19 protein-coding genes and 1 pseudogene are annotated in these 25712 nt (G+C 71.8%); 16 read left to right on the top strand and 4 right to left on the bottom strand.

The window, feature by feature from the left end; all coding sequences use genetic code 11:
- Positions 1 to 229: 229 nt before the first annotated feature.
- On the bottom strand, positions 230 to 2641 hold the full coding sequence (locus ACTWQC_RS24185; RefSeq protein ID WP_443317889.1) for a SulP family inorganic anion transporter: 2412 nt from the start codon (positions 2639 to 2641) through the stop codon (positions 230 to 232).
- 265 nt (positions 2642 to 2906) lie between these two features.
- On the opposite strand from ACTWQC_RS24185, the gene ACTWQC_RS24180 reads away from it, so the two are divergent.
- On the top strand, positions 2907 to 4370 hold the full coding sequence (locus tag ACTWQC_RS24180; protein WP_443317888.1) for a hypothetical protein: 1464 nt from the start codon (positions 2907 to 2909) through the stop codon (positions 4368 to 4370).
- On the opposite strand, the gene ACTWQC_RS24175 is transcribed toward ACTWQC_RS24180, so the two are convergent.
- On the bottom strand, positions 4303 to 5319 hold the full coding sequence (locus tag ACTWQC_RS24175; protein ID WP_443317887.1) for a nucleotide-binding protein: 1017 nt from the start codon (positions 5317 to 5319) through the stop codon (positions 4303 to 4305). The two genes, ACTWQC_RS24180 and ACTWQC_RS24175, sit on opposite strands and share 68 nt — an antisense overlap.
- A 101-nt stretch (positions 5320 to 5420) precedes the next feature.
- Here ACTWQC_RS24175 and ACTWQC_RS24170 point away from each other — a divergent pair, with 101 nt between their 5' ends.
- Positions 5421 to 6242 carry an oxidoreductase gene (locus ACTWQC_RS24170; protein WP_443317886.1) on the top strand — a complete coding sequence of 274 codons (822 nt, stop codon included), beginning with the start codon at positions 5421 to 5423 and terminating at the stop codon, positions 6240 to 6242.
- A 363-nt stretch (positions 6243 to 6605) separates the two neighbouring features.
- On the opposite strand, the gene ACTWQC_RS24165 is transcribed toward ACTWQC_RS24170, so the two are convergent.
- Positions 6606 to 7442: an HAD family hydrolase gene (locus ACTWQC_RS24165; RefSeq protein ID WP_443317885.1), complete on the bottom strand. Its 837-nt coding sequence runs from the start codon at positions 7440 to 7442 to the stop codon at positions 6606 to 6608.
- A 475-nt stretch (positions 7443 to 7917) separates the two neighbouring features.
- Between ACTWQC_RS24165 and ssd the strand changes: the two genes are divergently transcribed.
- The 7 genes and pseudogenes from ssd to ACTWQC_RS24130 all read left to right on the top strand — a co-directional run.
- Complete coding sequence (ssd, locus tag ACTWQC_RS24160; protein ID WP_443317884.1) at positions 7918 to 9096, top strand: septum site-determining protein Ssd; 1179 nt, start codon at positions 7918 to 7920, stop codon at positions 9094 to 9096.
- Positions 9093 to 10280 carry a TadA family conjugal transfer-associated ATPase gene (locus ACTWQC_RS24155; RefSeq protein WP_443317883.1) on the top strand — a complete coding sequence of 396 codons (1188 nt, stop codon included), beginning with the start codon at positions 9093 to 9095 and terminating at the stop codon, positions 10278 to 10280. Before ssd ends, ACTWQC_RS24155 begins: the two co-directional genes overlap by 4 nt.
- Positions 10281 to 10291: 11 nt before the next feature.
- Positions 10292 to 11209: a type II secretion system F family protein gene (locus ACTWQC_RS24150; RefSeq protein ID WP_443317882.1), complete on the top strand. Its 918-nt coding sequence runs from the start codon at positions 10292 to 10294 to the stop codon at positions 11207 to 11209.
- On the top strand, positions 11206 to 12012 hold the full coding sequence (locus ACTWQC_RS24145; protein ID WP_443317881.1) for a type II secretion system F family protein: 807 nt from the start codon (positions 11206 to 11208) through the stop codon (positions 12010 to 12012). Before ACTWQC_RS24150 ends, ACTWQC_RS24145 begins: the two co-directional genes overlap by 4 nt.
- A gap of 101 nt (positions 12013 to 12113) precedes the next feature.
- Positions 12114 to 12311, top strand: a complete 198-nt coding sequence (locus ACTWQC_RS24140; RefSeq protein WP_443317880.1) for a DUF4244 domain-containing protein — start codon at positions 12114 to 12116, stop codon at positions 12309 to 12311.
- 91 nt (positions 12312 to 12402) lie between these two features.
- Positions 12403 to 12750, top strand: a complete 348-nt coding sequence (locus ACTWQC_RS24135) for a TadE family type IV pilus minor pilin (RefSeq protein ID WP_443317879.1) — start codon at positions 12403 to 12405, stop codon at positions 12748 to 12750.
- Positions 12747 to 13259: pseudogene (locus ACTWQC_RS24130) on the top strand (Rv3654c family TadE-like protein); the annotation flags it as partial. The gene ACTWQC_RS24135 and the pseudogene ACTWQC_RS24130, both read left to right, overlap by 4 nt.
- A 200-nt stretch (positions 13260 to 13459) precedes the next feature.
- On the opposite strand, the gene ACTWQC_RS24125 reads toward ACTWQC_RS24130, so the two are convergent.
- Positions 13460 to 15970 (bottom strand): DEAD/DEAH box helicase, encoded by a 2511-nt coding sequence (locus tag ACTWQC_RS24125; RefSeq protein ID WP_443317878.1) that lies wholly within the window; start codon positions 15968 to 15970, stop codon positions 13460 to 13462.
- Between the two features lie 54 nt (positions 15971 to 16024).
- Between ACTWQC_RS24125 and bldG the strand changes: the two genes are divergently transcribed.
- The 7 genes from bldG to topA all read left to right on the top strand — a co-directional run bounded on the left by bldG (position 16025) and on the right by topA (position 25649).
- Positions 16025 to 16366, top strand: a complete 342-nt coding sequence (gene bldG, locus ACTWQC_RS24120) for an anti-sigma factor antagonist BldG (RefSeq protein WP_055472740.1) — start codon at positions 16025 to 16027, stop codon at positions 16364 to 16366.
- Positions 16367 to 16452: 86 nt separating this feature from the next.
- The gene (locus ACTWQC_RS24115) at positions 16453 to 16905 is read left to right on the top strand and encodes an ATP-binding protein (protein ID WP_443317877.1); all 453 of its coding nucleotides are present in this window, start codon (positions 16453 to 16455) and stop codon (positions 16903 to 16905) included.
- A gap of 479 nt (positions 16906 to 17384) precedes the next feature.
- Positions 17385 to 19793 carry a sodium-translocating pyrophosphatase gene (locus tag ACTWQC_RS24110; protein ID WP_443317876.1) on the top strand — a complete coding sequence of 803 codons (2409 nt, stop codon included), beginning with the start codon at positions 17385 to 17387 and terminating at the stop codon, positions 19791 to 19793.
- 137 nt (positions 19794 to 19930) lie between these two features.
- Positions 19931 to 20491, top strand: a complete 561-nt coding sequence (locus ACTWQC_RS24105; RefSeq protein ID WP_443317875.1) for a small secreted protein — start codon at positions 19931 to 19933, stop codon at positions 20489 to 20491.
- Between the two features lie 117 nt (positions 20492 to 20608).
- Entirely contained in the window at positions 20609 to 22165 is a 1557-nt protein-coding gene (locus tag ACTWQC_RS24100; protein WP_443317874.1) for a DUF7059 domain-containing protein, read from the top strand.
- Between the two features lie 192 nt (positions 22166 to 22357).
- Entirely contained in the window at positions 22358 to 22555 is a 198-nt protein-coding gene (locus ACTWQC_RS24095; RefSeq protein ID WP_443317873.1) for a hypothetical protein, read from the top strand.
- A 229-nt stretch (positions 22556 to 22784) separates the two neighbouring features.
- Positions 22785 to 25649, top strand: a complete 2865-nt coding sequence (topA, locus tag ACTWQC_RS24090) for a type I DNA topoisomerase (protein ID WP_443317872.1) — start codon at positions 22785 to 22787, stop codon at positions 25647 to 25649.
- Positions 25650 to 25712: the final 63 nt, after the last annotated feature.

The following is a 25712-nucleotide window of genomic DNA, read 5'->3' as shown; positions in this document are numbered from 1 at the left end:
AAGCCCAGCCGGTCGGCTCCGGCCCGTTGGTATGCCTCCGCGGTGACGTTGGCGGCGGCGGCCAGATCGGCGGGCGGTGCGAACCGACGCTCCTCCTTGAGCAGGTTGGCCAGGCTCTCGTTGCTCACGGCATCTCCCATTCCCAGGGTGACTTTTGTCCCAGGCCATAGCTCATCAGTCCGCTGGCCACGTGACAAGGTCTTCCGGGAAATTGGTTTAGACCTATTGTTCATGCCGGGCGCTGCTCCTGCGCCGTCGGGGCGACCGGAGCGAAGGCCTCCGCCTTCTCGTCGAGCAGATAGGCCTGGGCCTCCCCCACATGGAAGTACATGCCGTGCAGCTCCAGTGTGCCTTCGGCCACCCGGTGCGCCACGGAGTCATGGGCCGCCAGATGCTCCAACTGCTGCACGATATTGGCCAGACACAGCTCCTCGACCGCATCGGCCGCCGCCCGGCCGACGATCCGGGGACGGTGCATCCCCTGCCTGCCGGCCATCCGCTCGAGGCTGGGCAGGCCGTGCCGCAGCCAGCGCCCCAGCGATGTTCTTCGCTCGTCGGGTACGGCGCCCAGCATCGCCTGCATGGCACCGCAGCCGGAGTGCCCGCACACCGTGATGCTGCTGACTTTCAGGACGTCGACGGCGAACTCGATCGCGGCGGCCACCGAGTCGTCGCCCGTTCCGGAGCCCGCGTCTTCCCCTGTACGTGCCTTTTCCGGCGGAGGTACCAGGTTGCCCACATTCCGCACGGTGAAGAGGTCGCCGGGACCGCTGGAGGTGATCATGCTGGTGACCAGCCGGGAGTCCGCGCAGGTCAGGAACAGGTGGGAGGGGCGCTGGCCCTCGCGGGCGAGGCGGGCGAGCTCTTCCCGGACCAGTGGCGCGGTGTTCCGCTGGAACGCGCTGAGTCCGCTGGCGAGTTGGTGGTTCCCCCCGGCCCAGGGCACGGCTTGGGGGCCCGGCCGGGTGCAGGCGTGGTTGCGCCAGGGCGTCCAGGGGCGGCAGCTGTGGACGGACGCCGACGCGGGCTCGGCGATCCGCCGCCCGTCCCGGCCCGTGACGCCGACGGTCCCGCCGTGCGCGATATGTGCGTCCTGCCAGCTCTGCAGCGTCTCGTACGCCGCGTGGTCCATGAACGAGCCGTCCAGCTCCACGCGCGCGGGGGCCTTGTCCGGCACCTGACCCAGCGCCCGGCTCAGCCGGGGCACCGCGAGAAACGTCAACTGGCCGCGCACCAGCACCCGGTGAGTGCCGTCCGGCTCCTCCTCGACCGTGATACGGGTGTGGGCCAGCCGGTGCAGCGCGACCGACACGGCGACGGCGATTCCGACCGCCACGCCCTCGAGGACTCCGAGCAGCACGACAGCCGCCAGCGTCGCCGCGTACACCAGGACTTCGCGGTGCCGCTGGACGCTGCGGATATGCGTCAGATTCACCATCTGCACGCCCACCACCATCACCAGCGCGGCGAGCACGGCCAGCGGAATCAGCTCCAGCACCCCGACGAGCAGCCCGGCGGCCAGCAATACCCATACGCCATGCAGCACCGCGGAACCGCGGCTGACCGCCCCGGCCGCGACATTCGCCGCGCTGCGCACGGCCACACCCGTGACCGGCAGCCCGCCCAGCAGCCCTGACACGACATTGGCCGCCCCCTGGCCGCGCAGCTCCCGGTCCAGGTTGGCGCGCGGAACGCGCTGCTCCGGCTCTCCCCGCCGGGCTGCCGCCAGCTTGTCGACCGCGACGGCGGACAGCAGCGACTCCACGCTCGCCACCAAAGTGATGGTGAGGACGGCGGCGAGCAGCCCGAGCGCCGGTCCGTGCGGCAGCTCGGGCAGCGCGTGACTGCGCCAGGACGGCAGATCCACGCGCGGCAGGTGCAGGCCGGCCAGGACCGTGCACGCCGTCGCGAGGGCCACCGCCGCCAGCGCGGCCGGGGCTTTGCGGAGCGCACGGCCCCACGCCCCGGGGAGCCGCGGCCACAGCAGGAGCACCGAGACGGTGAGCACGCTGACCGTCAGCGCCGCCAGATGCGGAGCCGCCAACTGCCCTGGGAGGGCCAGGGCGTTGGCGACCGCGGAGCTCTGGGGGCTGCCGCCGAGGACGACATGGAGCTGTGCCAGCGCGATGGTGACGCCGATGCCGGCCAGCATCCCGTGCACGATCGCGGGGCTTACGGCCAGCGCGGACCGGGCCACCCGTACGCATCCCAGGGCGAGTTGGGTGAGCCCGGCGACGACGGTGAGAGCGCACGTGGTGCGCCAGCCGTAGATCTGGATCAGGTCAGCGGTGATCACGGTGAGACCGGCAGCAGGTCCGCTGACCTGAAGCGGCGCGCCGCCCAGGGTCCCCGCGACGATGCCGCCGACGGCCGCGGCGACCAGCCCTGCCTGGAGCGGTGCGCCGGTGGCCAGGGCGATACCGAGGGAGAGCGGGAGCGCGATGAGAAAGACGGTGACCGAGGCGGAGAGGTCGGCGGGGTGGACCGGGAATCTGCCGCCGGGGCGGCCGGGAAGGGTGTCCGGCGACGGGATCGGGCACGGCGGGCTGGGGTCCTGTGGGATGCGGGTGGTCCGTTTCGCGCGGGCGAAACGGTACGAGCGAGAGGGGCGGTCGAGGTGTGTGGGCGAGCAGGCAGACATGGTTCCCGTCTCCTCCGGGGCGGCGCGGTCGCGATCATGCGGCCGTGGGTCACGGCGTACAGCGGCGGGATGACAATCCTCAACTCTCGGTAAAAGAATCGTAACGCAAGGTAAAGACAGGTGGGGCTCATTCGGGGCAAAAGCCCTGCCAGTTACGTCATTCGAGTGAAGATGTGTGGCCGTCAGCCTGTCGTACAAATCCTCCGTCCCGGTCATGCCACGGTGTGTCGCGGTGGTGTTCGCGCGCACGAGGGAGAGCGGTGCTATGGCAGCCCCGAGGAAAGTGCTCCTGGGTGTCGCCACGTCGGCGATGGCCCTGGCGGTCAGCGGTTGCTCCAGCGGTGTCGTGACGAAGCGGGACCCGGACGAGGAGCAGAAACGTTTCTCCATCCCCAAGGGACCCACCGCCGCCAGGGTCCGGCTGATCGGCGACGGATCGACGGCCGACACCGGACGCCAGCCCCTCCAGCCCGCTGTCGAAAGACTGAGACCGGGCGAACGGCCGCCGCAGTTCGTGGTCTTCTCCTGGGACGGCGCGGGCGAGGACAGCCAGAAGCTCTTCTCGCGCTTCCGCGCGATCGGCAACGAGTACGACGCGCGCATGACGTACTTCCTCAGCGGCGTCTACGTCCTGCCGCACGAGAAACGGCGGCTCTACGAACCGCCCAAGCACGCGCGCGGTGCCTCGGACATCGGCTTCAACGACATCAAGGGCATCCGCGCCACCCTGGAGCAGGTCCGCCTCGCCTGGCTGGAGGGCAACGAGATCGGCACCCACTTCAACGGCCACTTCTGCGGCCCCAACGGGGGTGTCGGCACCTGGTCCCCTGCGGAGTGGAAGAGCGAGATCGAGCAGGCCGAGTGGTTCGTCAAGCGCTGGCGGACGAACTCCGGCCTGAAGAACACGACGCCGCTGCCCTTCGACTACAGCAAGGAGCTGGTCGGCGGCCGCGCACCCTGCCTGGAGGGCCAGAAGAACCTGATTCCCGCGGCCAAGGCGATGGGCTTCCGCTATGACGCCAGCTCGTCCGGCGGGCGCCAGGTCTGGCCGGACAAGATCGACGGGATCTGGGACTTCCCGCTCCAGGAAGTCCCCCTGGCCGGGCGCACCTTCGAGACGCTGTCGATGGACTACAACTTCCTGGCCAACCAGTCGGGAACGGTGAGGGGCGACCCGTCGCGGCACAAACTCTGGGGGAAGCAGATGCGCGACGGGCTCCTGGCCGCCTTCGACCGGGCCTACAACGGCAACCGGGCCCCGTTCTTCATCGGCAACCACTTCGAGTCCTGGAACGGTGGAACGTACATGCGCGCCGTCGAAGACACCATCAAGGCCGTGTGCCGCAGGGAGGGCGTGCGCTGCGTGACCTTCAAGCAGCTCGCGGATTGGCTGGACGCGCAGGACCCGGAGGTGCTGGAGAGGCTGCGCAGCCTCGAGGTCGGCGAGAAGCCCGAAGAGGGCTGGGCGGCCTTCCTGGGCGCCCGGCCCGCGGCGCCCGCGGGCCCGGGACGGCCGGCCGAGGAGTCGTCGGTCGAGAGGTCGTCGGTCGAGGGGCCATCGGTCGACGAGTTGTCGGACGGGGCCCTGCCGTGGAGCAAGGCTCGTTCATCCGGCGACAAACCCCCCGTCAGGGCCCGGTCATCGGCCGAAGGGGCCTCGGTCAAGCGGGCAGGGGAGCGGAAGCGGCCCCCGGGCCCTGCGCCGTGGCCAGGCCTTCGTCCATGGTGAACGCGGGGTCGACCTGGGCCGCCAGGTCGGCGCCCGTCCTCGCGTTGCCCCAGCTCTCCGCGTTCTTCAGGTGGAAGTGGACCATCTGGCGGGTGTAGCGCACCCAGTCCCGCAGCTCGTACGACGCGTCGGCCGCCTCGTACAGGGTCCGCAGCGCACCGAGGTTGGCGGGCTCGAGTGTTTCGAAGCGCGGCGGGCGGCCCTTCTCCATGGCCCGCACCCAGTCGGAGTGGCCGAAGGTGACGAGCAGGTCGTCGCCCACCTCCTCGCGCAGGAAGGCCACGTCGTCGGGCCCCTGCACCTTGTTGCCGACCACATGCAGGATTACGCCGAAGTCGCGCGCGTACTCCTTGTACTGGCGGTAGACGGCAACGCCCTTGCGGGTGGGCTCGGCGACCAGGAAGGTCGCGTCGAAGCGGGTGAACATTCCGGAGGCGAAGGAGTCGGAGCCCGCCGTCATGTCGACGACGACGTACTCGTCGCGGCCGTCGACCAGGTGGTTCAGGCACAGTTCGACCGCTCCGACCTTGGAGTGGTAGCAGGCGACGCCGAGATCGGATTCGGTGAAGGGGCCGGTCACCATCAGGCGTACGTCCGTGCCGCCCTCGAGCTCCAGCGGCCGGGCGCAGGCGGCGTAGACCGGATTGTCCTCGCGGATCCGCAGCAGCCGTGAACCCTCGCCAGGCGGCGTCGTCTTGATCATGGTCTCGGCGGACGCGATCCGCGGATTCGTGCCGCGCAGATAGTCCTTGATCAACGGCAGCCGGGCGCCCATGGCGGGGAGATCCGCAGCGTCCGCCTCGTCGAGGCCGAGGGCGGGGCCCAGGTGCTGGTTGATATCGGCGTCCACGGCGATGACCGGGATACGGGTCGCGGCGAGCTGGCGGATGAACAGCGAGGACAGCGTCGTCTTGCCGCTGCCGCCCTTCCCTACGAAAGCGATCTTCATGTTCACCTAGACTACGGCGCCCAGCCCTCGCCCGAAGTGATCTCCGTGAAGAAGACCACTCCTTCGAGGGGTGTGCGCGGTGGGTGCGTAGGCTCCTGCCCATGGGTACGAATGCCGATCCGCTGGCCGCTCTGGCCGATCTCCCGGGTGTCGCCGACTCCGTGGACTCCGTGCGCAAGGCCGTGGACCGGGTCTACGGCCATCGGGTGATGCGCCGCCGCAGCAACGAGATCACTTCGGAGGCCGCGCTGCGCGGGGCACGCGCCTCGGCGGCGCTGGCCGGCGCCGACTGGGCCCTGGAAGAGGTGCGGCGGCGCACCGACTTCGGGGGTGAGGGCGAGCCGAGGACGGTCGGCGCGGCGCTGCGGCTCACCGCCGAGGCAGGCCAGCTACTCGGCGTGTGGCGGCAGTCCCCGCTGCGGGCGCTCGCCCGGCTGCACTTGGTGGCGGCGGGCGGCGCGGCGCCGGACGAGACGGTGGGACGGCCGCGGCAGGCGGGCGAAGCGGTCTCGGAGCCGCTCGTCGAGCTGCCGCTCCCGGACGCGGACGAGGTGGCGGGCCGGCTGGACGGCCTGGCCGGACTGCTGCTGGCGGGGACCGCGGCGCCTGCGCTGGTGACGGCCGCGGTGGTGCACGGCGAGCTGCTGGCGCTGCGGCCCTTCGGGTCGTGCAACGGTCTCGTGGCGCGGACCGCGGAGCGGATCGTCCTGGTCGGCAGCGGGCTGGACCCGAAGTCGGTCTGCCCGGCGGAGGTGGGGCACGCGGAGCTGGGGCGCGAGGCGTACGCGCAGGCGCTGGAGGCGTACGCCTCCGGGACGCCGGAGGGGATGGCGGCGTGGATCGCTCACTGCGGGCGGGCGGTGGGGCTGGGGGTCAGGGAGAGCACGGCGGTGTGCGAGGCGCTGCAGCGCGGCGCGGCCTGACCGCTGGTCCCCTGGGGCGCGGCCTGACTCCGGTGCCCTGAGGCGCGGTCTGATTCCCGGTCCCTGAACAGGGTTGCGGCGGTACCAATTGGTACCGCCGCTGGCATGTCCGTCCGGTTACCAGTGCGTGCTCGATATTCGCCCATCAGGCCGGGAACTTTTGCCCGTCACCTGGTGCGGCTGGCCCGTATTCGACGGGTCGGCGTCGCGTGGGTGCCCGACTTCCATGCTTCGGTCCGTGGGGCCTTGATGCGTTATCGGGAAGATCCTCCCGGATATCCCTGGTCTCGCGGGCCGTTACGTTCTTTGTACTCCCGCGAATGATTAAGCGGAAGCCCTGCTTGCAGTTCTTTACTTTTGACTTCAAATACGGGCATACGCGGCGCGGCGCCGGCTCGCGTACCAGACCAGGCCCGCGGTGGCGGCCGCCGCGCCGATCGCGGCGACGGCCGCGAGCACCGGGCGCGGCGGCATGGACAGCGACGGTACGCGCTGCTTCAGCCGGACCGGACGGTCGAAGGTGAGCACCGGCCAGCCGCGGGCCACCGCCTCGCGGCGCAGCCCCCTGTCCGGGTTGACGGCGTGCGGGTTGCCGACGGCCTCGAGCATGGGGATGTCGGTCACCGAGTCGCTGTACGCGTAGCAGCGCGCCAGGTCGTAGCCCTCGCTTTCGGCCAGCTCGGCGATGGCCTCCGCCTTCGTGGGCCCGTAGCAGTAGTACGAGATCTCGCCGGTGAAGCGGCCGCCCTTCACGACCATGCGGGTGGCCACCACGCGGTCGGCGCCGAGCAGCTCGCCGATCGGCTCGACGACCTCGGCACCCGAGGTGCTGACGATCACCACGTCGCGGCCGGCCGTGTGGTGCTCCTCGATGAGCGAGGCCGCCTCGTCGTGGATGATGGGGTCGATCAGCTCGTGCAGGGTCTCGGCCACTATCTCCCGGACCTGCTGGACGTTCCAGCCGCGGCACAGGGCGGAGAGGTACTGGCGCATCCGCTCCGTCTGGTCGTGGTCGGCACCGCCGACGAGATAGACGAACTGGGCATAGGCGGTGCGCAGTACGGCTCTGCGGTTGATCAGGCCGCCTTGGTAGAAGGACTTGCTGAAGGTCAGCGTGCTCGACTTCGCAATCACTGTCTTGTCGAGATCGAAGAAGGCGGCTGTGCGCGGCAAGGAGTGGTTTTCCACGAGGGCGAGCATAGGGGCCCGCCATTCGGCGTAAGCTGGGGCGCGTGGGTTTGCCTGAGAAGGCTCTCGGGTACACCATGGAAGTCACGGATCGTTCGCGACCGTGCTAACCCGGTCCGACTCCTCCCCCCCCGAGTCGGCCGTGGGGACGACCCCCGCTCTCCCCCCCGGCGGGGGTCGTCGCATGTCCGGACGCATTTTCGCCGTCCACTGCTTCGCCTCGCTCCCCCTCTGCGCCGTTGTGCGCCCCCGGCCCTCCGTACCAGTGACGAGTGACGGAGCGTAATCGTCGCGCTGCGGAGGGGATGTCACCGGTATAGGTGAGCGGGATATTCACAACTGGCGAGTTGTCCACAGTTTTTGACGAAGATCCACACGATTTTCCGGATCGCTGCACGGTGATTCCCCGCGGTGTTCGCGGACGTTCGCGGATGTCCGCGGACGCGAGAGTGCGAAGTGTGAGGGGGCGGGGAGTGTGGCCGGATCCATGACATCCGATCGGTTGCTTGCGGCGGGCGGACAGCAGGGCCGACCGCTGATCGTCACGGAGGACGAGGGACTGCTCGATGATCTGCTGAGACTGTGCGCGGCGGCCGGCGCCGAGCCGGAAGTCTCGCCGGGGATGCCCGCGAGGAAGGGGAGCTGGGAGGGAGCGCCGCTCGTCCTGGTCGGGGACGACGCGGCGCACCGACTCCGCGGCGCCGCGCGCAGAACGGGAGTGCTGCTCGTCGGGCGGGACCTCGACGATCACGCGGTGTGGCGGCAGGCTGTGGACATCGGCGCCGACCACGTCCTGTTCCTGCCCGATGCCGAGTCGTGGCTGGTGGACCGGATCGCGGACGCGGCGGAAGGCGTCGGGCGGCAGGCGCTGACAGTGGGGGTGATCGGCGGCCGCGGCGGGGCCGGGGCGAGCACCCTGGCCTGCGCGCTGGCCGTGACCGCGGCCCGCGCGGGGCAGCGCACGATGCTCATCGACGGTGATCCGCTCGGTGGCGGGCTCGATGTGCTGCTGGGCGGGGAGGGCGCGGACGGGCTGAGGTGGCCCGCATTCGCCCAGTCGCGCGGCCGGGTCGGTGGCGGGGCGCTGGAGGAGTCGCTGCCCGAGCTGCACTCCCTGCGGGTGCTGAGCTGGGACAGGGGCGACTCGGTCGTCATCCCGCCGGAGGCGATGCGCTCGGTGCTGTCCGCCGCCCGCCGGCGCGGCGGAGTGGTGGTGGTCGATCTGCCGCGGCGCGTGGACGACGCGGCCGCCGAGGCCCTCGCGCAACTGGATGCCGGGCTGCTGGTGGTGCCTGCGGAGCTGCGGGCCGTCGCGGCGGCGCACCGGGTGGCGGCGTCGGCGGCCATGGTGCTGCGGGACCTGCGGGTGGTGGTGCGGGGCCCGTGCGGCGCCGGGCTCGACGACGAGGAGATCGCGCGGCTGCTGGGCCTGCCGCTGGCGGGTGAACTCCCGCCGGAGCCGGGGCTGATGGGCGCCCTCGAAGGCGGAGCCCCGCCCGGGAGCAGTGCGCGGGGTCCACTCGCCCGGTTCTGCTCGGCGTTCTGGGAACAGGCCCTGGCGGGCGGCGGTGGGGTCTCTCCCTCGGGCCGTGGTCCATCGGGTGAAGCCATGGGGACCGGCTCCACCGACGATGCCTGGGGTGGCAAGGGGGGCGTGACGGGATGAGCGCGACGAGCCCTGTGGGGGGCGCCCTTCCGGCGCCGCTGGTGGAGGCGGTGCGGCTGCGGCTCGCGGAGACCGGGGCCGAGCCGACACCGGCGCGGGTGGCGGCCGTGCTGCGTGAGCAGGGGCGGCTGCTGGGCGATGCGGAAGTGCTGGGCGTCGTGGCGCGACTGAGATCGGAGCTCGTCGGCAGCGGCCCGCTGGAGCCGCTGCTCGCCGCGCCCGATGTCACCGACGTGCTGGTGACAGGACCGGATCAGGTGTGGGTGGACCGCGGTCTCGGCCTGGAGCGCACGGAGGTGCGCTTCCCCGACGCGGCGGCCGTGCGCAGGCTCGCACAGCGCCTCGCGGCCGTTGCCGGGCGGCGGCTTGACGATGCCCGGCCGTGGGTGGACGCCCGGCTGCCGGACGGGACGCGGCTGCATGCCGTACTGCCTCCGGTGGCCGTCGGCTCGGCCTGCCTGTCCCTGCGGGTTGTGCGGCCGAGGGCCTTCGGCCTTGCGGAGCTCGTCGCCGCCGGCACGGTGCCGCCGGGCGGGGAGCGGCTGCTCAGGGCGCTGCTGGAGGCCCGGCTGTCGTTCCTCATCAGCGGCGGTACGGGGTCAGGGAAAACTACGTTGCTCAGTACTCTGCTCAGCCTGGTGGGCCCGGAGGAGCGGCTCGTCCTGGCCGAGGACTCCGCGGAGTTGAGGCCCGACCACCCTCATGTGGTGCGGCTTGAGGCACGGCCCGCGAACCAGGAGGGCACCGGGCGCGTCAACCTGCGGGACTTGGTGCGGCAGGCGCTCCGGATGCGGCCCGACCGGCTGGTGGTCGGCGAGGTCCGGGGACCGGAGGTGCTGGACCTGCTCATGGCGCTCAACACCGGCCATGAGGGCGGCTGCGGGACCGTGCACGCGAACGCCGCCGGGGACGTACCCGCCCGGCTCGAGGCCCTCGGCTCGACCGCGGGTCTCGACCGGGCGGCGCTGCACAGCCAGCTGGCGGCCGCGCTGGCCGTGGTGCTGCATCTCGTACGGGACCGGGCCGGGCAGCGCCGTATCGCCGAGGTGCACGTACTGGAGCGCGACGGCGCAGGGTTCGTCACGACGGTCCCGGCAGCGGTGTGGGGCCCTGACGGCTTCCGGCGGGAGCGGGGCTGGGCGCGGCTGGAGCACTTGTGCACGCGGGGCGGGGGTGCGCTGTGACGGCAGGAGGATTGGGGGTCGACACCGGCCCCGCGTGCGCGGCTGCGCTGTGCGCCGGTCTGGCGCTCTGGATGCTGACCGGGCGGGACAGAGAACTGCACAGGGCACGCCTGCTCTTCGCGGGCGGTGGTGGGGCGGAACCGGAGAGGGGCGGACTCCCCGATCCGTGGGCTTCTTTGTGGCGGAAGGCGTCCGCGGCGCTCCGCGAGTGGTGGCGGGCGCGACTTGGCGGAGGGTTCGGGCCGGAGCTCTGGTGCCTGCCGGCCGGGGGAGTTGTCGCGCTGCTCGGCGAGTCCGTGCTTCCGCTGCTCGGGGCAGTGGCCGCGCTGCCCGTGGCGCGGCGGTGGCTGCGTCGGCGCGAGCGCCGTCGGGCGCGAGAACGCACCGCGGCGCGGGTGATCGATCTTTGCGCCACCGTAGCGGGCGAGTTGCGGGCCGGGCGGCAGCCGAACGAGGCGCTGCGCACGGCTGCCGTGGGCTCCCTCGGTGAGGCCGAGGCCTCGGTGCTGGCGGCGGCCCGGTTCGGCGGGGACGTACCGGGTGCGTTGCGCAGGGCGGCGCGGCAGCCGGGCGCGGAGGGACTGCTCGGAGTCGCGGCCTGCTGGCAGGTCGCGGCGGACGGCGGAGCAGGCCTGGCGACCGGTCTGGAGCGGGTGGCCGCGGCGCTCAGGGCGGAGCGGGATCGGGACGAGGACCTGTACGCACAGCTGGCCGGTACGAGATCCACGGCGGCCCTGCTCGCCCTGCTACCGGTCTTCGGGCTGCTGATGGGCAGCGCGCTGGGTGCCGAGCCGCTGCGAGTGCTGCTGCACACACCGGCCGGCTGGGCCTGCCTGGCGGTGGGCGTCCTGCTCGAATGCGCTGGGCTGGCCTGGACATCGCGCATCGTGCGGTCCGCGGCCGTCGGGCGCGGAGCGGGGGCCGCATGAGCGGCGAGGTTGTCCACAGGCTGGGGGCGGTGGTGTTCGCTGTCGTGGCGGCGGGATGCCTGGCAGCGGCGATGTGCGGGGTCCGGCGGGAGCGGTCGACCCGCCGGCGGCTGGCTCTTCTGCTGCTGGGGGCGCCCCGCGCGCGGCCCGGTATGTGGGCGGGGCTGGCCGACCGGTTCGCCAGGTGGAGCCGTGGTGCCGCGCTGCGGGACGGGTGGCCCCCGTTGGCCGCGGGACTCACCGGCTTCGTGCTCGTCGGCGGAGTGCCGGGGTGCGCCGTGGGGCTCGCCGCGGCGTACGGCATACGGACGTGGTGGCACCGGCGCCCGAGACCGGCCGCGGGCGCGGATACCGAGGACGCGGCGCACCGCCAACTACCGCTGGCCGCCGATCTGCTGGCCGCTTGTCTCGCGGCAGGAGCCGGGCCGCGCGAAGCGGCCGCGGCGGTGGGGAGTTCGCTGGGCGGTCCGGTTGGCGACCGGCTGGCACAGGCCGCCGCGGAGCTACGGCTCGGGGGCGAACCGGCAGCCGCCTGGGGCCGGTTGGGGGCCCTTCCGGGTGCGGACGGGTTGTCGCGCTGTCTGGATCGTGCCATGGCGGCGGGCGTGCCCGCGGTGGAGCCCGTGACCCGCCTGGCGGCGGACTGCCGGGCCGCGCAGGCGCGCGCGGCCACGGCTGCGGCACGGCGGGCCGGGGTGCTGGCCACCGCGCCGCTGGGCCTGTGCTTCCTCCCCGCCTTTCTGACGATCGGCGTCGCGCCCGTACTGATCGGGCTGGCAAGCGGGCTGCTGAGCGGTGGCTGACCGAGTGGGAGCCCCGACTGCGAAGTGCCGAGACGGGCGAATTCCGCGGATAGGGCGGGATAGGACGCACCGCGAAGGAACGAAACAACGAGGGGGTCGGAATGTTCGCGAAGGTCTGTGCTCGGTTGCGGGCAGTGTGCGGAGCGCGGCGGGAGGCAGGAATGACCACGGCCGAGTACGCGGTGGGGACGGTCGCGGCATGTGGCTTCGCCGCTGTTCTCTACAAGGTGGTGACGAGCGGGACGGTGTCCGCGGCGCTCGAGTCGGTGATCGGGAGGGCCCTCGATGCGCAGTTCTGAAGGGTCTTCCGACCGGTCCTCTGGCTGGTGTTCCGGCCGTTCGGGCCGCCGGTGCCGGAACCGGTGCCGGGACCGTTCCGACAGGGGTTACGTGACGGCTGAGGCGGCCTTGGTGATGCCGACCCTGGCGCTGTTCGCCGTGGTGCTGCTCTGGGGGCTGATGGCCGCCGCCGCGCAGATCCAGTGCGTGGACGCGGCGAGGGCCGGGGCCCGCGCGGTGGCACGGTCCGAACCGCGGGCGGCGGCGCTGGCCGCCGCCCGGTCGGCCGCGCCACGTGGGGCCGAAGTCGCCCTTCAGCGCGAGGGAGACCTGGTGCGGGTTCGGGTCGAGGCACCCACGGTCGGCCCAGGGCCCTTGTCGGTCCGGCTGCGCGCCGAAGCCGCGGCGCTGGCTGAGGATGCGGCAGTGACCGACGACGCCGCGTGGGCGGCCCGATGACACACATGCGACGCATGAGCCGCCTGAGACGCCTCACCGCCACGGGCATGCCCTCGACGCGCCCCTGTCCGGCTCCAGCGCACGAGCGAGCAAGGAGAACTGGGGGAAGCGGAAGAGACCGGAGAGCCCGGACAACCCGTACAACCCGGAGAGCCGGGGCAGTCGAAGGAGCCGGGGCAGTCGGGAGAGCCCGGGCAGTCGGGGGAGCCGGGAGTGGCCGTATCAAGCGACCTGCCGACCGGGGGTCGGCCACGGTGTGGACAGCCGTGCTGGCGACCGCGCTCTGCGCGGTGTTCGCCGCCGTTCTGAGCCTCGGCCAGGTGGTGGTGGTCCGTCACCGCGCGGGGGCAGCTGCCGACTTGGCGGCACTGGCCGCAGCTGACCACGCGCTTGAAGGGCAGTCGACGGCCTGCGCCACGGCACGGCGGGTGGCGGCCGCGCAGAGTGCGCGGGTGGTGCGCTGCGCGGTGACCGGCGAGATCGCCGACCTCACGGCCGAGGTGCGCTCGGGTCCCTTCAGTTCGCGGGTTCGTTCGCGGGCGGGCCCTGCTGCCACCCGCGCCGGGCCTGACCCGCGCCCGAGCCACGGCCCGCCGGGTCGGCGAAATCCGCGTGACCCGGAGTCCCGGGCGCGCTCACCTCCGCCCGCCACCCAGCGCCGTAGGGCAGGGCCGCGACTAGTACTCCGGCCGAACCGGTCTCGCGGAGGTCATGGAAGGCTCGCCTCCCCGGAGTCCGCAGCATCCCCGGCGTTCCGGGCGTCGGCGGCCTCCTCAGGCGCGCCCGCGAGGAGTGTGGTGAGCAGCCGCACGGCGGCGCGCTTGTTCAGCGGGTCGTTGCCGTTGCCGCACTTCGGGGACTGGATGCAGGAGGGGCAGCCGGACTCGCACTCGCAGGAGTCGATGGCCTCGTGGGTCGCCCGCAGCCAGCGCTGCGCGGTGTGGAAGGCGCGTTCGGCGAAGCCCGCCCCGCCGGGGTGGCCGTCGTACACGAAGACCGTGGGCAGCAGGGTGTCCGGGTGCAGCGGGACCGACACCCCGCCGATGTCCCAGCGGTCGCAGGTGGCGAACAGCGGCAGGATCCCGATGGAGGCGTGCTCGGCGGCGTGCAGCGCGCCGCCCAGCTGCTCCGGGGCGACGCGAGCGGTGCCGAGCTGGTCCTCGGTGACCGTCCACCACACCGCGCGGGTGCGCAGCGTCCGGGGCGGCAGGTCCAGCTTCGACTCGCCCAGGACCTCGCCGGTGATCAGTTTCCGGCGGAGGAACGAGACGACCTGATTGGTGACCTCGACCGAGCCGAAGCACAGGCGCGAGTGGCCCCACGGGATCTCGGTGGTGGTCTCCAGGATGGAGATCGCCGTGGTGTCGCGGGCGGTGGTGGAGTACGGCGGGTTCGCCTCCTCGACCAGGGCCACCGAGTCCTCGAGATCGAGGTGCTTGACCAGGTAGCTGCGGCCCTGGTGGAGGTGGACCGCGCCGTCGTGGACGGCCGAGTGCGCGGCCGCTGCGTCCACGGTGCCCAGCAGACGGCCGGTCGCCGCCTCGACGACCTGGACCGGGGCGCCGCCCGCGCCGCGGATGTCGGTGAGGTCGGCAGCCCGCTCGCGGCGCGGCCAGTGCCAGGCCGTGGCTCCGGCGGCAGTGCGGCGGCGCAGCAGCTTGCGCTGTTCGAGCTGCGGTATCAGGCCGGGGGCGGCCGGCCCGAAGAGTTCGAGATCGGCCTCCGTGAGCGGGAGTTCGGCGGCGGCCGCGCACAGATGGGGGGCGAGGACGTACGGGTTGTCGGGATCGAGAACGGTGGATTCCACCGGTCGGCGGAACAGCGCCTCGGGGTGGTGAACCAGGTAGGTGTCCAGCGGGTCGTCGCGGGCCACCAGCACGGCGAGCGCCCCCTGCCCCGCGCGGCCCGCCCGGCCCGCCTGCTGCCACAGGGAGGCGCGGGTGCCCGGGTATCCGGCGAGGAGTACGGCGTCGAGGCCGGAGACGTCCACGCCCAGCTCCAGGGCCGTGGTGGCGGCCAGGCCGAGCAGCTCGCCGGAGTGCAGGGCGCGCTCGAGGGCACGGCGCTCGGCGGGGAGGTAGCCGCCGCGGTAGGCCGCGACCCGCCCGGGCAGCGAACGGTCGACGGCGGCCAGCCGCTCCTGGGCGATCAGGGCGATCAGCTCCGCGCCGCGCCGCGAGCGGATGAACGCGACCGAGCGGACCCCTTGGACGGCCAGGTCGGTGAGCAGGTCCGCGGTCTCCGCCGTGGCGGTGCGCCGGACGGGGGCGCCCTGCTCGCCGTGGAGCTGGGTCAGCGGCGGCTCCCAGAGGGCGAAGACCAGCTCGCCGCGGGGCGATGCGTCGTCGGTGATCTCGGCGACCGGGAGGCCGGTGAGCCGGCTCGCGGCCTCGGCCGGGTCCGCGGAGGTGGCGGAGGCGAGGAGGAAGACCGGCTCGGATCCGTAGCGGGCGCAGACCCGGCGCAGCCGCCGCAGCACCTGGGCCACGTGCGATCCGAAGACCCCGCGGTAGGTGTGGCACTCGTCGATCACCACGTAGCGCAGGGCGCGCAGGAAGGTGGACCAGCGGGAGTGGGCCGGGAGGATGCCCCGGTGGAGCATGTCGGGGTTGCTGAGCACGTAGTTCGCGTACTGGCGCACCCACTCGCGCTCCTCAACGGGGGTGTCGCCGTCGTATACCGCGGGCCGTACGCCGATGCCCAGCGGTGCGGCCAGCTCGGCGACGGCGCGCCGCTGGTCGGCGGCGAGCGCCTTCGTCGGCGCGAGATAGAGGGCCGTCGTGCCCCGCCCGTTGGGCGCCTCGGAGCCGTCGAGGAGGGTGCTGAGGACCGGCGTGACATAGGCGAGGGACTTGCCGGAGGCGGTGCCCGTGGCGACCACGACCGATGCGCCGCGCAGGGCGTGTTCGACCGTAAGCGCCTGGTGCACCCACGGACGCTCGATTCCGGCCCGCCCGATGGCGTCGGTGACTTCCTTGCGGATCTCCGTCGGCCAGTCCGCATGACGGCCCGCGCGTGGGGGCAAGTGCTCCGTATGAGTGATGCGTACAGCCCGATCGGCCCCAGCGGCGAGCCGGTCCAGGACCGAGCGGGGGGAGGGGCGGACGCCCGCGCCGTGCGGGAGTTGATTGTTGGCCATCGGCACCGAGTCTGTCACCGGAGTGACCGACAATGGGCTGAAGGCGTCGTGCACGCCTGCTGGTAAGTGATTGAATGCCATCGCGGCTGCCGATCCATGGGGGGCGACCGCTCGATGCAAGGTGCTGGAGGATCCGTGGACCTGTCCCTGTCGACCCGGACCGTTGGCGACCGCACGGTCGTCGAGGTCGGTGGCGAGATTGATGTATACACCGCGCCCAAGCTGCGCGAGCAGCTGGTCGAGCTTGTCAACGACGGTAGCTACCACCTCGTCGTTGACATGGAGGGCGTCGACTTCCTCGACTCCACCGGGCTCGGCGTGCTGGTCGGCGGACTGAAGAGGGTGCGTGCCCATGAGGGCTCGCTCCGTCTGGTCTGCAACCAGGAGCGCATTCTCAAGATCTTCCGTATCACCGGTCTGACCAAGGTGTTCCCGATTCACACCTCGGTCGATGACGCCGTCGCCGCAACCGACTGACGACGTCACCGCACGGAAGTCACCGGGGGGCTCCGGGCTCTGCCCGGGCCCCCGAGATGTACGCCCGCACGATCGAGGGGGATGGCATGGCCACCGTTGAGCTGCTGTTCAGCGCTCTGCCCGAGCACGTCAGAACCGCGCGTCTGGTGGCGGCCGCGGTGGCGCGCAGGGCCGGAGTCGACGAGGCCGTGCTGGACGAGGTGCGGCTGGCCGTCGGCGAGGCCTGCACCCGGGCCGTGAGCCTGCACCAGAGCAGCGGTGTCTCGGCGCCGGTCAAGGTCTCCCTGATCGAGGACGAGAAGAAGTTCTCCATCGAGGTCGGCGACGAGGCGCCACATGCCAACGCCTCGGGCCCGGTGCCCGCTGCCCGCGCGGGCGGGGAGCCACCACCCGCGGAGGAGCCCACCGCCGAGGAGGAGGACGAAATGGGCCTCGCGGTCATCAGCGGGCTCGTCGACGATGTCGAGGTGACCGCCGGGGAGACCGGCGGCCTCATTCGCATGAGCTGGCCGACGACCCCGGCCTCGGTGCTCCCCTAGCCCGACCACCCCTGGCCGCCGGGCCCATCCCCGGCCGTCCCATGCTCGGCCGCGACGCTCCACCCTGTTCCGGCCGCCCTGCCCGGCCGCGACGTCTCGACTCTTTTCCGGCCGCCTCGCCCAGCTCGGCACACCCCGCCCCACCCGCGGCGATGGTCCGCGCACCCGTGCTGAGCAGGCGTTTCGTACGGCCCGAGATCTTTCCGTCGGCCATTCCGTAGATCATTCCAATGGCGTCAGCGAATTGATCAGCATCCTTCATCCGGGCGAATTCCCTGGGAGCGCTTATTTGATCTTCGCTGGTCTCTTCACCGGTCCAGGCGAATTCCCGCCCTCGCGCACTGTTTTGATCTAGTCCTGCTACCTACAATCCGTCCACATCTTGAGCTCAGGACGCCTGAGCGTGGCGGCTGTTCTTGTCACAAGAAGTCGCAAGGACTGGCTGCGCGCGCCCATGTGCCAAACGTCAAGGAGGACGAATGGCGGGGCCCTTCACCCCTCTTCAGCAGGACCACCCCTCATCGCTCGCAGCCGCCGTACTGACCAGTGAGAATCGCGCGATCGTGCTGGTCATCGCGGTGGTAGCGGTCGCGGCGATCGCCGTCGCCGTGGTGCTGGTACGCCAGGTGCTCGCGGCAGGCGAGGGTACCGACAGCATGAAAAAGATCGCCGCCGCCGTGCAGGAGGGCGCCAACGCCTATCTGGCCCGGCAGCTGCGCACCCTCGGCATCTTCGCCGTTGCGGTGTTCTTCCTGCTCATGCTGCTTCCGGCGGACGACTGGACGCAGCGCGCAGGGCGATCCGCGTTCTTCCTGATCGGCGCGGCATTCTCCGCAGCGACCGGCTACATCGGTATGTGGCTGGCGGTGCGCAGCAATGTGCGCGTCGCCGCGGCCGCCCGCGAAGCGACACCAGCCGAGGGCGAGCCGGCCAAGGACCTCACCGAGGTCTCCCACAAAGCCATGAAGATCGCTTTCCGCACGGGCGGCGTCGTCGGCATGTTCACCGTGGGCCTCGGCCTCCTGGGCGCCTCCTGCGTCGTACTCGTCTACGCCGCAGACGCGCCCAAGGTGCTCGAGGGATTCGGTCTCGGCGCGGCGCTGATCGCGATGTTCATGCGTGTCGGCGGCGGCATCTTCACCAAGGCCGCGGACGTCGGCGCCGACCTGGTCGGCAAGGTCGAGCAGGGCATTCCCGAGGACGACCCGCGCAACGCCGCGACCATCGCGGACAACGTGGGCGACAACGTTGGCGACTGCGCCGGCATGGCGGCCGACCTGTTCGAGTCGTACGCCGTGACCCTCGTCGCCGCGCTGATCCTCGGCAAGGTCGCCTTCGGCGACTCCGGCCTGGCCTTCCCGCTCCTCGTTCCGGCGATCGGCGTGGTCACCGCGATGATCGGCATCTTCGCGGTCGCCCCGCGGCGCGCCGACCGCAGCGGCATGACGGCGATCAACCGCGGCTTCTTCATCTCCGCGGTGATCTCCCTGGCGCTGGTGGCCGCGGCCGTCTTCATCTACCTCCCCTCCTCCTACGCGGAGCTGGAGGGGGTCACCGACTCGGCCATCGCCGGGCACAGCGGCGACCCGCGGATGCTCGCGCTCGTCGCGGTCGCCATCGGCATCGTTCTCGCCGCGCTGATCCAGCAGCTCACGGGCTACTTCACCGAGACGACCCGGCGTCCCGTACGGGACATCGGCAAGACCTCGCTGACCGGGGCCGCGACCGTCATCCTGTCCGGCATCTCCGTCGGACTGGAGTCGGCCGTCTACTCGGCGGTGCTGATCGGGCTCAGCGTGTACGGCGCGTTCCTGCTCGGCGGCACCTCGATCATGCTGGCGCTGTTCGCGGTCGCGCTGGCCGGCACCGGTCTGCTGACCACCGTCGGCGTCATCGTCGCGATGGACACCTTCGGCCCGGTCTCCGACAACGCGCAGGGCATCGCCGAGATGTCCGGCGACGTCAAGGGCTCGGGCGCGCAGGTGCTCACCGACCTCGACGCGGTCGGCAACACCACCAAGGCGATCACCAAGGGCATCGCCATCGCCACGGCCGTCCTCGCCGCGGCCGCGCTGTTCGGCTCGTACCGCGACGCGATCGCCACGGCGGTCGCGGACGTGGACGCCAAGGCCGGGGAGCTGGGCCTGAGCCTGGACATCTCGCAGCCCAACAACCTCGTCGGCCTCATCCTCGGTGCCTCGGTCGTCTTCCTCTTCTCGGGGCTGGCGATCAACGCCGTGTCGCGGTCGGCCGGTTCGGTCGTCTACGAGGTCCGGCGGCAGTTCCGCGAGCACCCCGGGATCATGGACTACTCCGAGAAGCCGGAGTACGGCCGCGTCGTGGACATCTGCACCAAGGACGCGCAGCGCGAGCTCGCCACCCCCGGTCTGCTCGCCGTCATGTCCCCGATCGCCGTCGGCTTCGTCTTCGGCGTCGGCGCCCTCGGCTCCTTCCTCGCGGGCGCGATCGGCACCGGCGTCCTGATGGCCGTCTTCCTCGCCAACTCGGGCGGCGCCTGGGACAACGCGAAGAAGCTGGTCGAGGACGGCCACCACGGCGGCAAGGGCAGCGAGGCGCACGCGGCGACCGTCATCGGCGACACCGTCGGCGACCCGTTCAAGGACACCGCGGGCCCTGCGATCAACCCGCTCCTCAAGGTGATGAACCTGGTGGCGCTGCTGATCGCTCCGGCGGTGGTGACGTTCTCGTACGGAGACGACGCCAGCGTCGGTGTCCGGGTCGTCGTGGCCTTGATCGCCATCGCGATCGTCATCGGCGCGGTCTACGTCTCGAAGCGGCGCGGCATCGCCATGAGTGACGAAGGCAACTCCGGGAGGGCCGAGAACGAGGCCAGCGATCCGGCTGGTGATCCAGCGGTGGTCTCCTAGCTGAGCTGGGGTTTTCCGGCTGTTTTACGGGCGGCCCCGGGGCCGTTCGGCGGGCGGGGCGGGCGGTGCGCCTGGGGCGTACCTCCCGCCCCGCCGTGTATGTTCCGGGGCCGTAGGCCACGGAAGGGACCGATTCGGTGAACAAGAAGCTCGTGACCGCACTGTCGGGTGGCGCGGCATTGCTGATGGCGCTGTCGGGCTGCGGCGATGACGACAACGAGGTCAACGACTACGCCAAGAAGGTCTGCGACGAGGTCCAGCCGCAGCTGAAGAAGATCACCGACGCCAACAAGTCGATCACCTCCACGGCGGCGGACGGCAAGCCAGCGGACATCAAGAAGGCGGATTCGGCCGCGTTCCAGCAGATCTCCGGGGCGTATGCCGCAATGTCCGACTCCGTGGAGAACGCGGGCGTCCCGCCGGTCGACGGCGGCGAGAAGATCCAGACGGACGCGGTCAAGGAGCTCGACGCCACGTCCAAGGCGTACGCGGAGCTGAAGAAGTCCGTCGATCGGCTGGACACCAAGGATCAGGCCAAGTTCGCGGAGGGCCTCAAGGGCGTCGCGGAGGACCTCGACAAGGTCAACAAGGTCGGCGACGACGCGATCAAGAAGCTGCAGTCCGGCGAGATCGGCGCGGCGATGAGCAAGCAGCCCGGCTGCCAGCGGCCCGGCGCCGCCACGCCCACCAAGAGCTGACCGGCTCCCGGCGGCCACGGCCCGCCTCCGGCCCGGCGAACCCGTGCCCGGGCCCGGCGAACCCGTGCCCCGGCCCGGCGTACCCGCACCCGGTCCGCAAGGCCCGACAATGATCCGGTGAGTACGCAGAGCCTCCCCACGCCCGACGCCGGCCGCACCTCCCGGCTGCGCGACGCGCTGCACGCCGCCGCCTTCACCGCCGACGGGCTGCTCGACCTGCTCGGCGCGCCCGCCTACGCCGCGCTCGCCCGCAGCGAGACCGTCCCCGCGCTGCGCGCGACCCGGGGCGATTCGCCGCTCGAGACCCTGGTCCGGTTGTTCCTGCTGCAGGCCGCGGTCCCGTACGCGCAGGCGCGGGCGGCGCTGCCGGTGGAGGACTGCATGGCCGACGGATGGCTGGTGCAGCAGGGCGAGGAGGTACGGGCGAGCGTGGACGTGCGCCCCTACAGCGGTCCCGAGGGCCAGGACTGGTGGATCGTCTCCGACCTCGGCTGCGCGGTCGGCGGCGCAGGCGGCATCGTGGCGGGTGTGACCGAAGTGACGGGTGTGACTGGGGTGGACCGTTCGCAGCTCGTGCTGGGCGTCGGCGGCGCGTCCACGACACTGGCCGGCATCACGATCCGTACGCCCGTGGCCCGGGCGCTCGACCTCGGAACCGGCTCCGGCATCCAGGCGCTGCACGCCGCCCAGCACGCCACCCAGGTCACCGCCACCGACGTCAATCCCCGCGCCCTGGGCTTCGCGAGGCTCACCCTCGCCCTGTCCGGCGCGCCCCAGGCCGACCTGCGCGAGGGCTCCCTGTTCGAGCCGGTCGGCGAGGACGAGGCGTTCGACCTGATCGTCTCCAATCCGCCGTTCGTCATCTCCCCAGGACCGCGTCTCACATACCGGGACGGCGGGATGGGCGGCGACGACCTGTGCCGGACGCTCGTCCAGAAGGCGGCGGGCCACCTCACCGACGGCGGATACCTCCAGCTCCTCGCCAATTGGCAGCACATCGAGGGCGAGGACTGGCGGGAGCGGCTGGCGTCCTGGGTCCCGGCCGGCTGCGACGCGTGGATCGTGCAGCGCGAGGTGCAGGACGTGACGCAGTACGCGGAGCTGTGGCTGCGGGACGCGGGCGACCACCGGGGTGATCCGGCCGAGTACGCGGCCCGCTACGACGCCTGGCTGGATGAGTTCGAGGCCCGTAAGACCAGGGCCGTCGGATTCGGCTGGATCACGCTCCGCAAGTCGGGCGCCGACCGCCCGTCCGTGGTCGCCGAGGAGTGGCCGCACCCGGTCGAGCAGCCGCTCGGCACCTCCGTACAGGCCCACTTCGAGCGGCAGGACTTCCTGCGCGGGACGGATGACGCCGCGCTGCTCGCCGCCCGCTTCCGGCTGGCCGACGAGGTGCTGCAGGAGCAGGTCGGACTGCCGGGCGCGGAGGACCCGGAGCATGTGGTGCTCCGGCAGAACCGGGGGATGCGGCGGGCGACGCAGGTGGACACGGTCGGCGCGGGCTTCGCGGGCGTGTGCGACGGAACGCTGGCCGCGGGCCGCATCCTCGACGCCATCGCCCAGCTCCTCGGCGAGGACCCGGTCCAGCTGCGTGACCGTACGCCCGCGTCGATCCGGCTGCTGGTCGAACAGGGCTTCCTGGAGCCGGTCCCGGAGCCCACCGCGGCCGGATGAGGGGCCGCAGGCACGGCCGCAGGAAGGGCCGGATGAGGGGCCGCAGGCACGGCCGTATGAGCGCCCGGACGCCGACCGGCGGGAGACTCGAGGATGCCCCGCGTTCACCCGCGGTTCGTTCGTACGCCGCCTGTGCGTGCCATCCTCCAGCGGTCACACGGCAGTCTCGCGGCACGAGGGAGGGCGTGAGCCATGGAGAGCGGACCCGCGGTGTTCGCCGGAACGGCATTCACCCTGTTCGGAACCGGGCTGCTGCTGTGGACTGGGGCGCGCGCCAGGTTGCGCGCGCCGGTGGCCCACGGCGTGAGCCCTGTCGCATCCGCCGCCCTCGCGGCTTTCTTCGGTCTTGCCTCGCTGGCCCTCGGCATCTGGTGCTTCGGCTTGGCCTGATTTCACCCCTCCGAGCTGCACTGTCGTACGTTTGTTCGCGCACTGTGTCCGTAGTGCACGGGTCCCGCCTGCCCGTCCGGGCGGCAGACGGGACGCTTGTCGGGTTACCGTTCGAGTGGCGTTGCGGGCTTTTCCCGTTTGACACGGGGCCGGGAGGTACCGTCACACTCCGCATCGTCAGCGCAGTGCCCCGAGACCACCCAGGCGTCGACCGGAGAGAAGAGCGAAGTTGTCCCCGACCAGCGATACCGCAGCAGGCGGCCGCCGACTCGTCATCGTCGAGTCGCCCGCCAAGGCGAAGACGATCAAGGGCTATCTCGGCCCGGGCTATGTCGTCGAGGCCAGCGTCGGGCACATCCGCGACCTGCCCAACGGCGCCGCCGAGGTCCCCGCCAAGTACAAGGGCGAATCCTGGGCGCGCCTGGGCGTCAATGTGGATCAGGACTTCCAGCCGATCTACGTCGTCAACGCCGACAAGAAGAGCCAGGTCAGCAAGCTCAAGGAGCTGCTGGCGGAGTCCGACGAGCTCTACCTCGCCACTGATGAGGACCGCGAGGGCGAGGCCATCGCCTGGCATCTGCAGGAGGTCCTCAAGCCCAAGGTCCCGGTCCGCCGGATGGTCTTCCACGAGATCACCAAGGCCGCGATCCAGGAGGCCGTGAACAACCCGCGCGACCTCAACCAGCGCCTCGTCGACGCCCAGGAAACCCGCCGCATCCTCGACCGGCTCTACGGCTACGAGGTCTCGCCCGTGCTGTGGAAGAAGGTCATGCCGCGGCTGTCGGCCGGCCGCGTCCAGTCCGTGGCGACCCGGCTCGTCGTCGAGCGGGAGCGCGAGCGCATCGCCTTCCGCTCCGCCGAGTACTGGGACCTGACCGGCACCTTCGCCACCGGCCGCACCGGCGACGCGACCGACCCCGGCACCTTCTCCGCCCGGCTGACCACCGTCGACGGCCGCCGCGTCGCGCAGGGCCGCGACTTCGGCCCGAACGGCCGGCTGAAGGACGGCTCCCAGGTTCTGCACCTGGACGAGGCAACCGCCCGGGCCCTCGCCGACGCGCTGCAGGACACCGCCTTCTCGGTGCGCTCGGTCGAGTCCAAGCCGTACCGCCGCTCGCCCTACGCCCCGTTCCGTACGACCACCCTCCAGCAGGAGGCGTCGCGCAAGCTCGGCTTCGGCGCGAAGGCGACGATGCAGATCGCGCAGAAGCTGTACGAGAACGGCTTCATCACCTATATGCGTACGGACTCCACCACGCTGTCGGACACGGCGGTGGCGGCGGCCCGCGCGCAGGTCACCCAGCTCTACGGCGCGGACTACCTGCCGGACAAGCCGCGGATCTACGCGGGCAAGGTCAAGAACGCGCAGGAGGCGCACGAGGCGATCCGGCCCTCGGGCGATCGTTTCCGCACCCCGGCCGAAACGGGCCTGACCGGCGACCAGTTCCGGCTCTACGAGCTGATCTGGAAGCGGACCGTCGCCTCCCAGATGAAGGACGCGGTCGGCCAGTCCGTGACCGTGAAGGTCGGCGGCCGCTCCAGTGACGGCAGGGACGCCGAGTTCTCCGCCTCCGGCAAGATCATCACCTTCCACGGCTTCATGAAGGCCTACGTGGAGGGCGCGGACGACCCGAACGCCGAGCTCGACGACCGCGAGCGCCGCCTGCCGCAGGTCGGCGAGGGCGACCCGCTGACGTCCGAGGAGATCACCGCCGACGGCCACGCCACCAAGCCCCCGGCCCGCTACACCGAGGCCAGCCTCGTGAAGGAGCTGGAGGAGCGGGAGATCGGCCGCCCGTCGACGTACGCGTCGATCATCGGCACCATCCTCGACCGCGGCTACGTCTTCAAGAGGGGCACCGCCCTCGTGCCCTCCTTCCTCTCCTTCGCCGTCGTCGGCCTGCTCGAGAAGCACTTCGGGCGGCTCGTCGACTACGACTTCACGGCCAAGATGGAGGACGACCTCGACCGCATCGCGCGCGGCGAGGCCCAGGCCGTGCCGTGGCTGCGCCGCTTCTACTTCGGCTCGGACGAGGCGGGCGCGGGCGCGGCCGCCGAGGCCGGGAACGGCGACGGCGACCACCTCGGCGGTCTGAAGGAACTGGTCACCGACCTGGGCGCGATCGACGCCCGCGAGGTGTCCTCCTTTCCCGTCGGCGACGGCATCGTGCTGCGCGTCGGGCGGTACGGCCCGTACGTCGAGAAGGCGTCGGAGACCGAGGGCGAGCCCGGGCAGCGCGCCGATGTGCCGGACGACCTGCCGCCTGACGAGCTGACCGTCGAGCTGGCCAAGGAGCTGCTCGCCAAGCCCAGCGGCGAGCGCCTGCTGGGCACCGACCCGGAGACGGGCCGCGCCATCGTGGCCAAGGACGGCCGCTACGGTCCGTACGTCACCGAGGTCCTGCCCGAGGGCACGCCGAAGACCGGCAAGAACGCCGTCAAGCCGCGTACCGCCTCGCTCTTCAAGGCCATGTCCCTCGAAACGGTGACGCTGGAGGACGCGCTCCGGCTGATGTCGCTGCCGCGCGTCGTCGGCGCCGACCCCGAGTCGGGCACCGAGATCACCGCCCAGAACGGCCGCTACGGCCCGTACCTGAAGAAGGGCACGGACTCGCGGTCGCTGGAGAGCGAGGAGCAGCTCTTCACGATCACGCTCGACGAGGCGCTGGCGATCTACGCGCAGCCCAAGCAGCGCGGGCGTGCGGCGGCCAAGCCGCCGCTGAAGGAGCTGGGCACCGACCCGGTCAGCGAGCGCCCCGTCGTCGTGAAGGACGGCCGCTTCGGCGCGTACGTCACGGACGGCGAGACCAACGCGACCCTGCGGCGGGACGACGACGTCGAGACGATCACGCCGGAGCGCGGGTTCGAGCTGCTGGCGGAGAAGCGCGCCAAGGGCCCGGCCAAGAAGACCGCGAAGAAGGCGGCCAAGAAGGCTCCGGCGAAGAAGGCCGCGGCGAAGAAGACGACCACGGCCAAGAAGGCGGCGGCCAAGAAGACCACCGCCAAGAAGACGGCGGCGAAGGCGACCGCCGCTGCCGCCAAGACGACGGCGAAGAAGACCGCCACGGCGAAGGCGCCCGCCGAGGACGCCTGACCCCCTCGATCCTCCTGACGTCCCCTGACGGCCTGAAACCTGAAGGAGTTTGGGGAGCGGGCC

Source organism: Streptomyces sp. 8N616, from assembly GCF_052246385.1.
Taxonomy (GTDB): domain Bacteria; phylum Actinomycetota; class Actinomycetes; order Streptomycetales; family Streptomycetaceae; genus Streptomyces.
Note: the sequence above shows the minus strand (reverse complement) of the source record. Positions and strands in the feature narration are given on the sequence as shown.

Excerpts from the sequence above, each read along its gene's own strand:
- ACTWQC_RS24185 (WP_443317889.1), bottom strand. The coding sequence starts at position 2,641 with ATGTCTGCCTGCTCGCCCACACACCTCGACCGCCCCTCTCGCTCGTAC.
- ACTWQC_RS24180 (WP_443317888.1), top strand. The coding sequence starts at position 2,907 with ATGGCAGCCCCGAGGAAAGTGCTCCTGGGTGTCGCCACGTCGGCGATG.
- ACTWQC_RS24175 (WP_443317887.1), bottom strand. The coding sequence starts at position 5,319 with ATGAAGATCGCTTTCGTAGGGAAGGGCGGCAGCGGCAAGACGACGCTG.
- ACTWQC_RS24170 (WP_443317886.1), top strand. The coding sequence starts at position 5,421 with ATGGGTACGAATGCCGATCCGCTGGCCGCTCTGGCCGATCTCCCGGGT.
- ACTWQC_RS24165 (WP_443317885.1), bottom strand. The coding sequence starts at position 7,442 with ATGCTCGCCCTCGTGGAAAACCACTCCTTGCCGCGCACAGCCGCCTTC.
- ssd (WP_443317884.1), top strand. The coding sequence starts at position 7,918 with ATGACATCCGATCGGTTGCTTGCGGCGGGCGGACAGCAGGGCCGACCG.
- ACTWQC_RS24155 (WP_443317883.1), top strand. The coding sequence starts at position 9,093 with ATGAGCGCGACGAGCCCTGTGGGGGGCGCCCTTCCGGCGCCGCTGGTG.
- ACTWQC_RS24145 (WP_443317881.1), top strand. The coding sequence starts at position 11,206 with ATGAGCGGCGAGGTTGTCCACAGGCTGGGGGCGGTGGTGTTCGCTGTC.
- ACTWQC_RS24140 (WP_443317880.1), top strand. The coding sequence starts at position 12,114 with ATGTTCGCGAAGGTCTGTGCTCGGTTGCGGGCAGTGTGCGGAGCGCGG.
- ACTWQC_RS24125 (WP_443317878.1), bottom strand. The coding sequence starts at position 15,970 with ATGGCATTCAATCACTTACCAGCAGGCGTGCACGACGCCTTCAGCCCA.
- ACTWQC_RS24115 (WP_443317877.1), top strand. The coding sequence starts at position 16,453 with ATGGCCACCGTTGAGCTGCTGTTCAGCGCTCTGCCCGAGCACGTCAGA.
- ACTWQC_RS24110 (WP_443317876.1), top strand. The coding sequence starts at position 17,385 with ATGGCGGGGCCCTTCACCCCTCTTCAGCAGGACCACCCCTCATCGCTC.
- ACTWQC_RS24095 (WP_443317873.1), top strand. The coding sequence starts at position 22,358 with ATGGAGAGCGGACCCGCGGTGTTCGCCGGAACGGCATTCACCCTGTTC.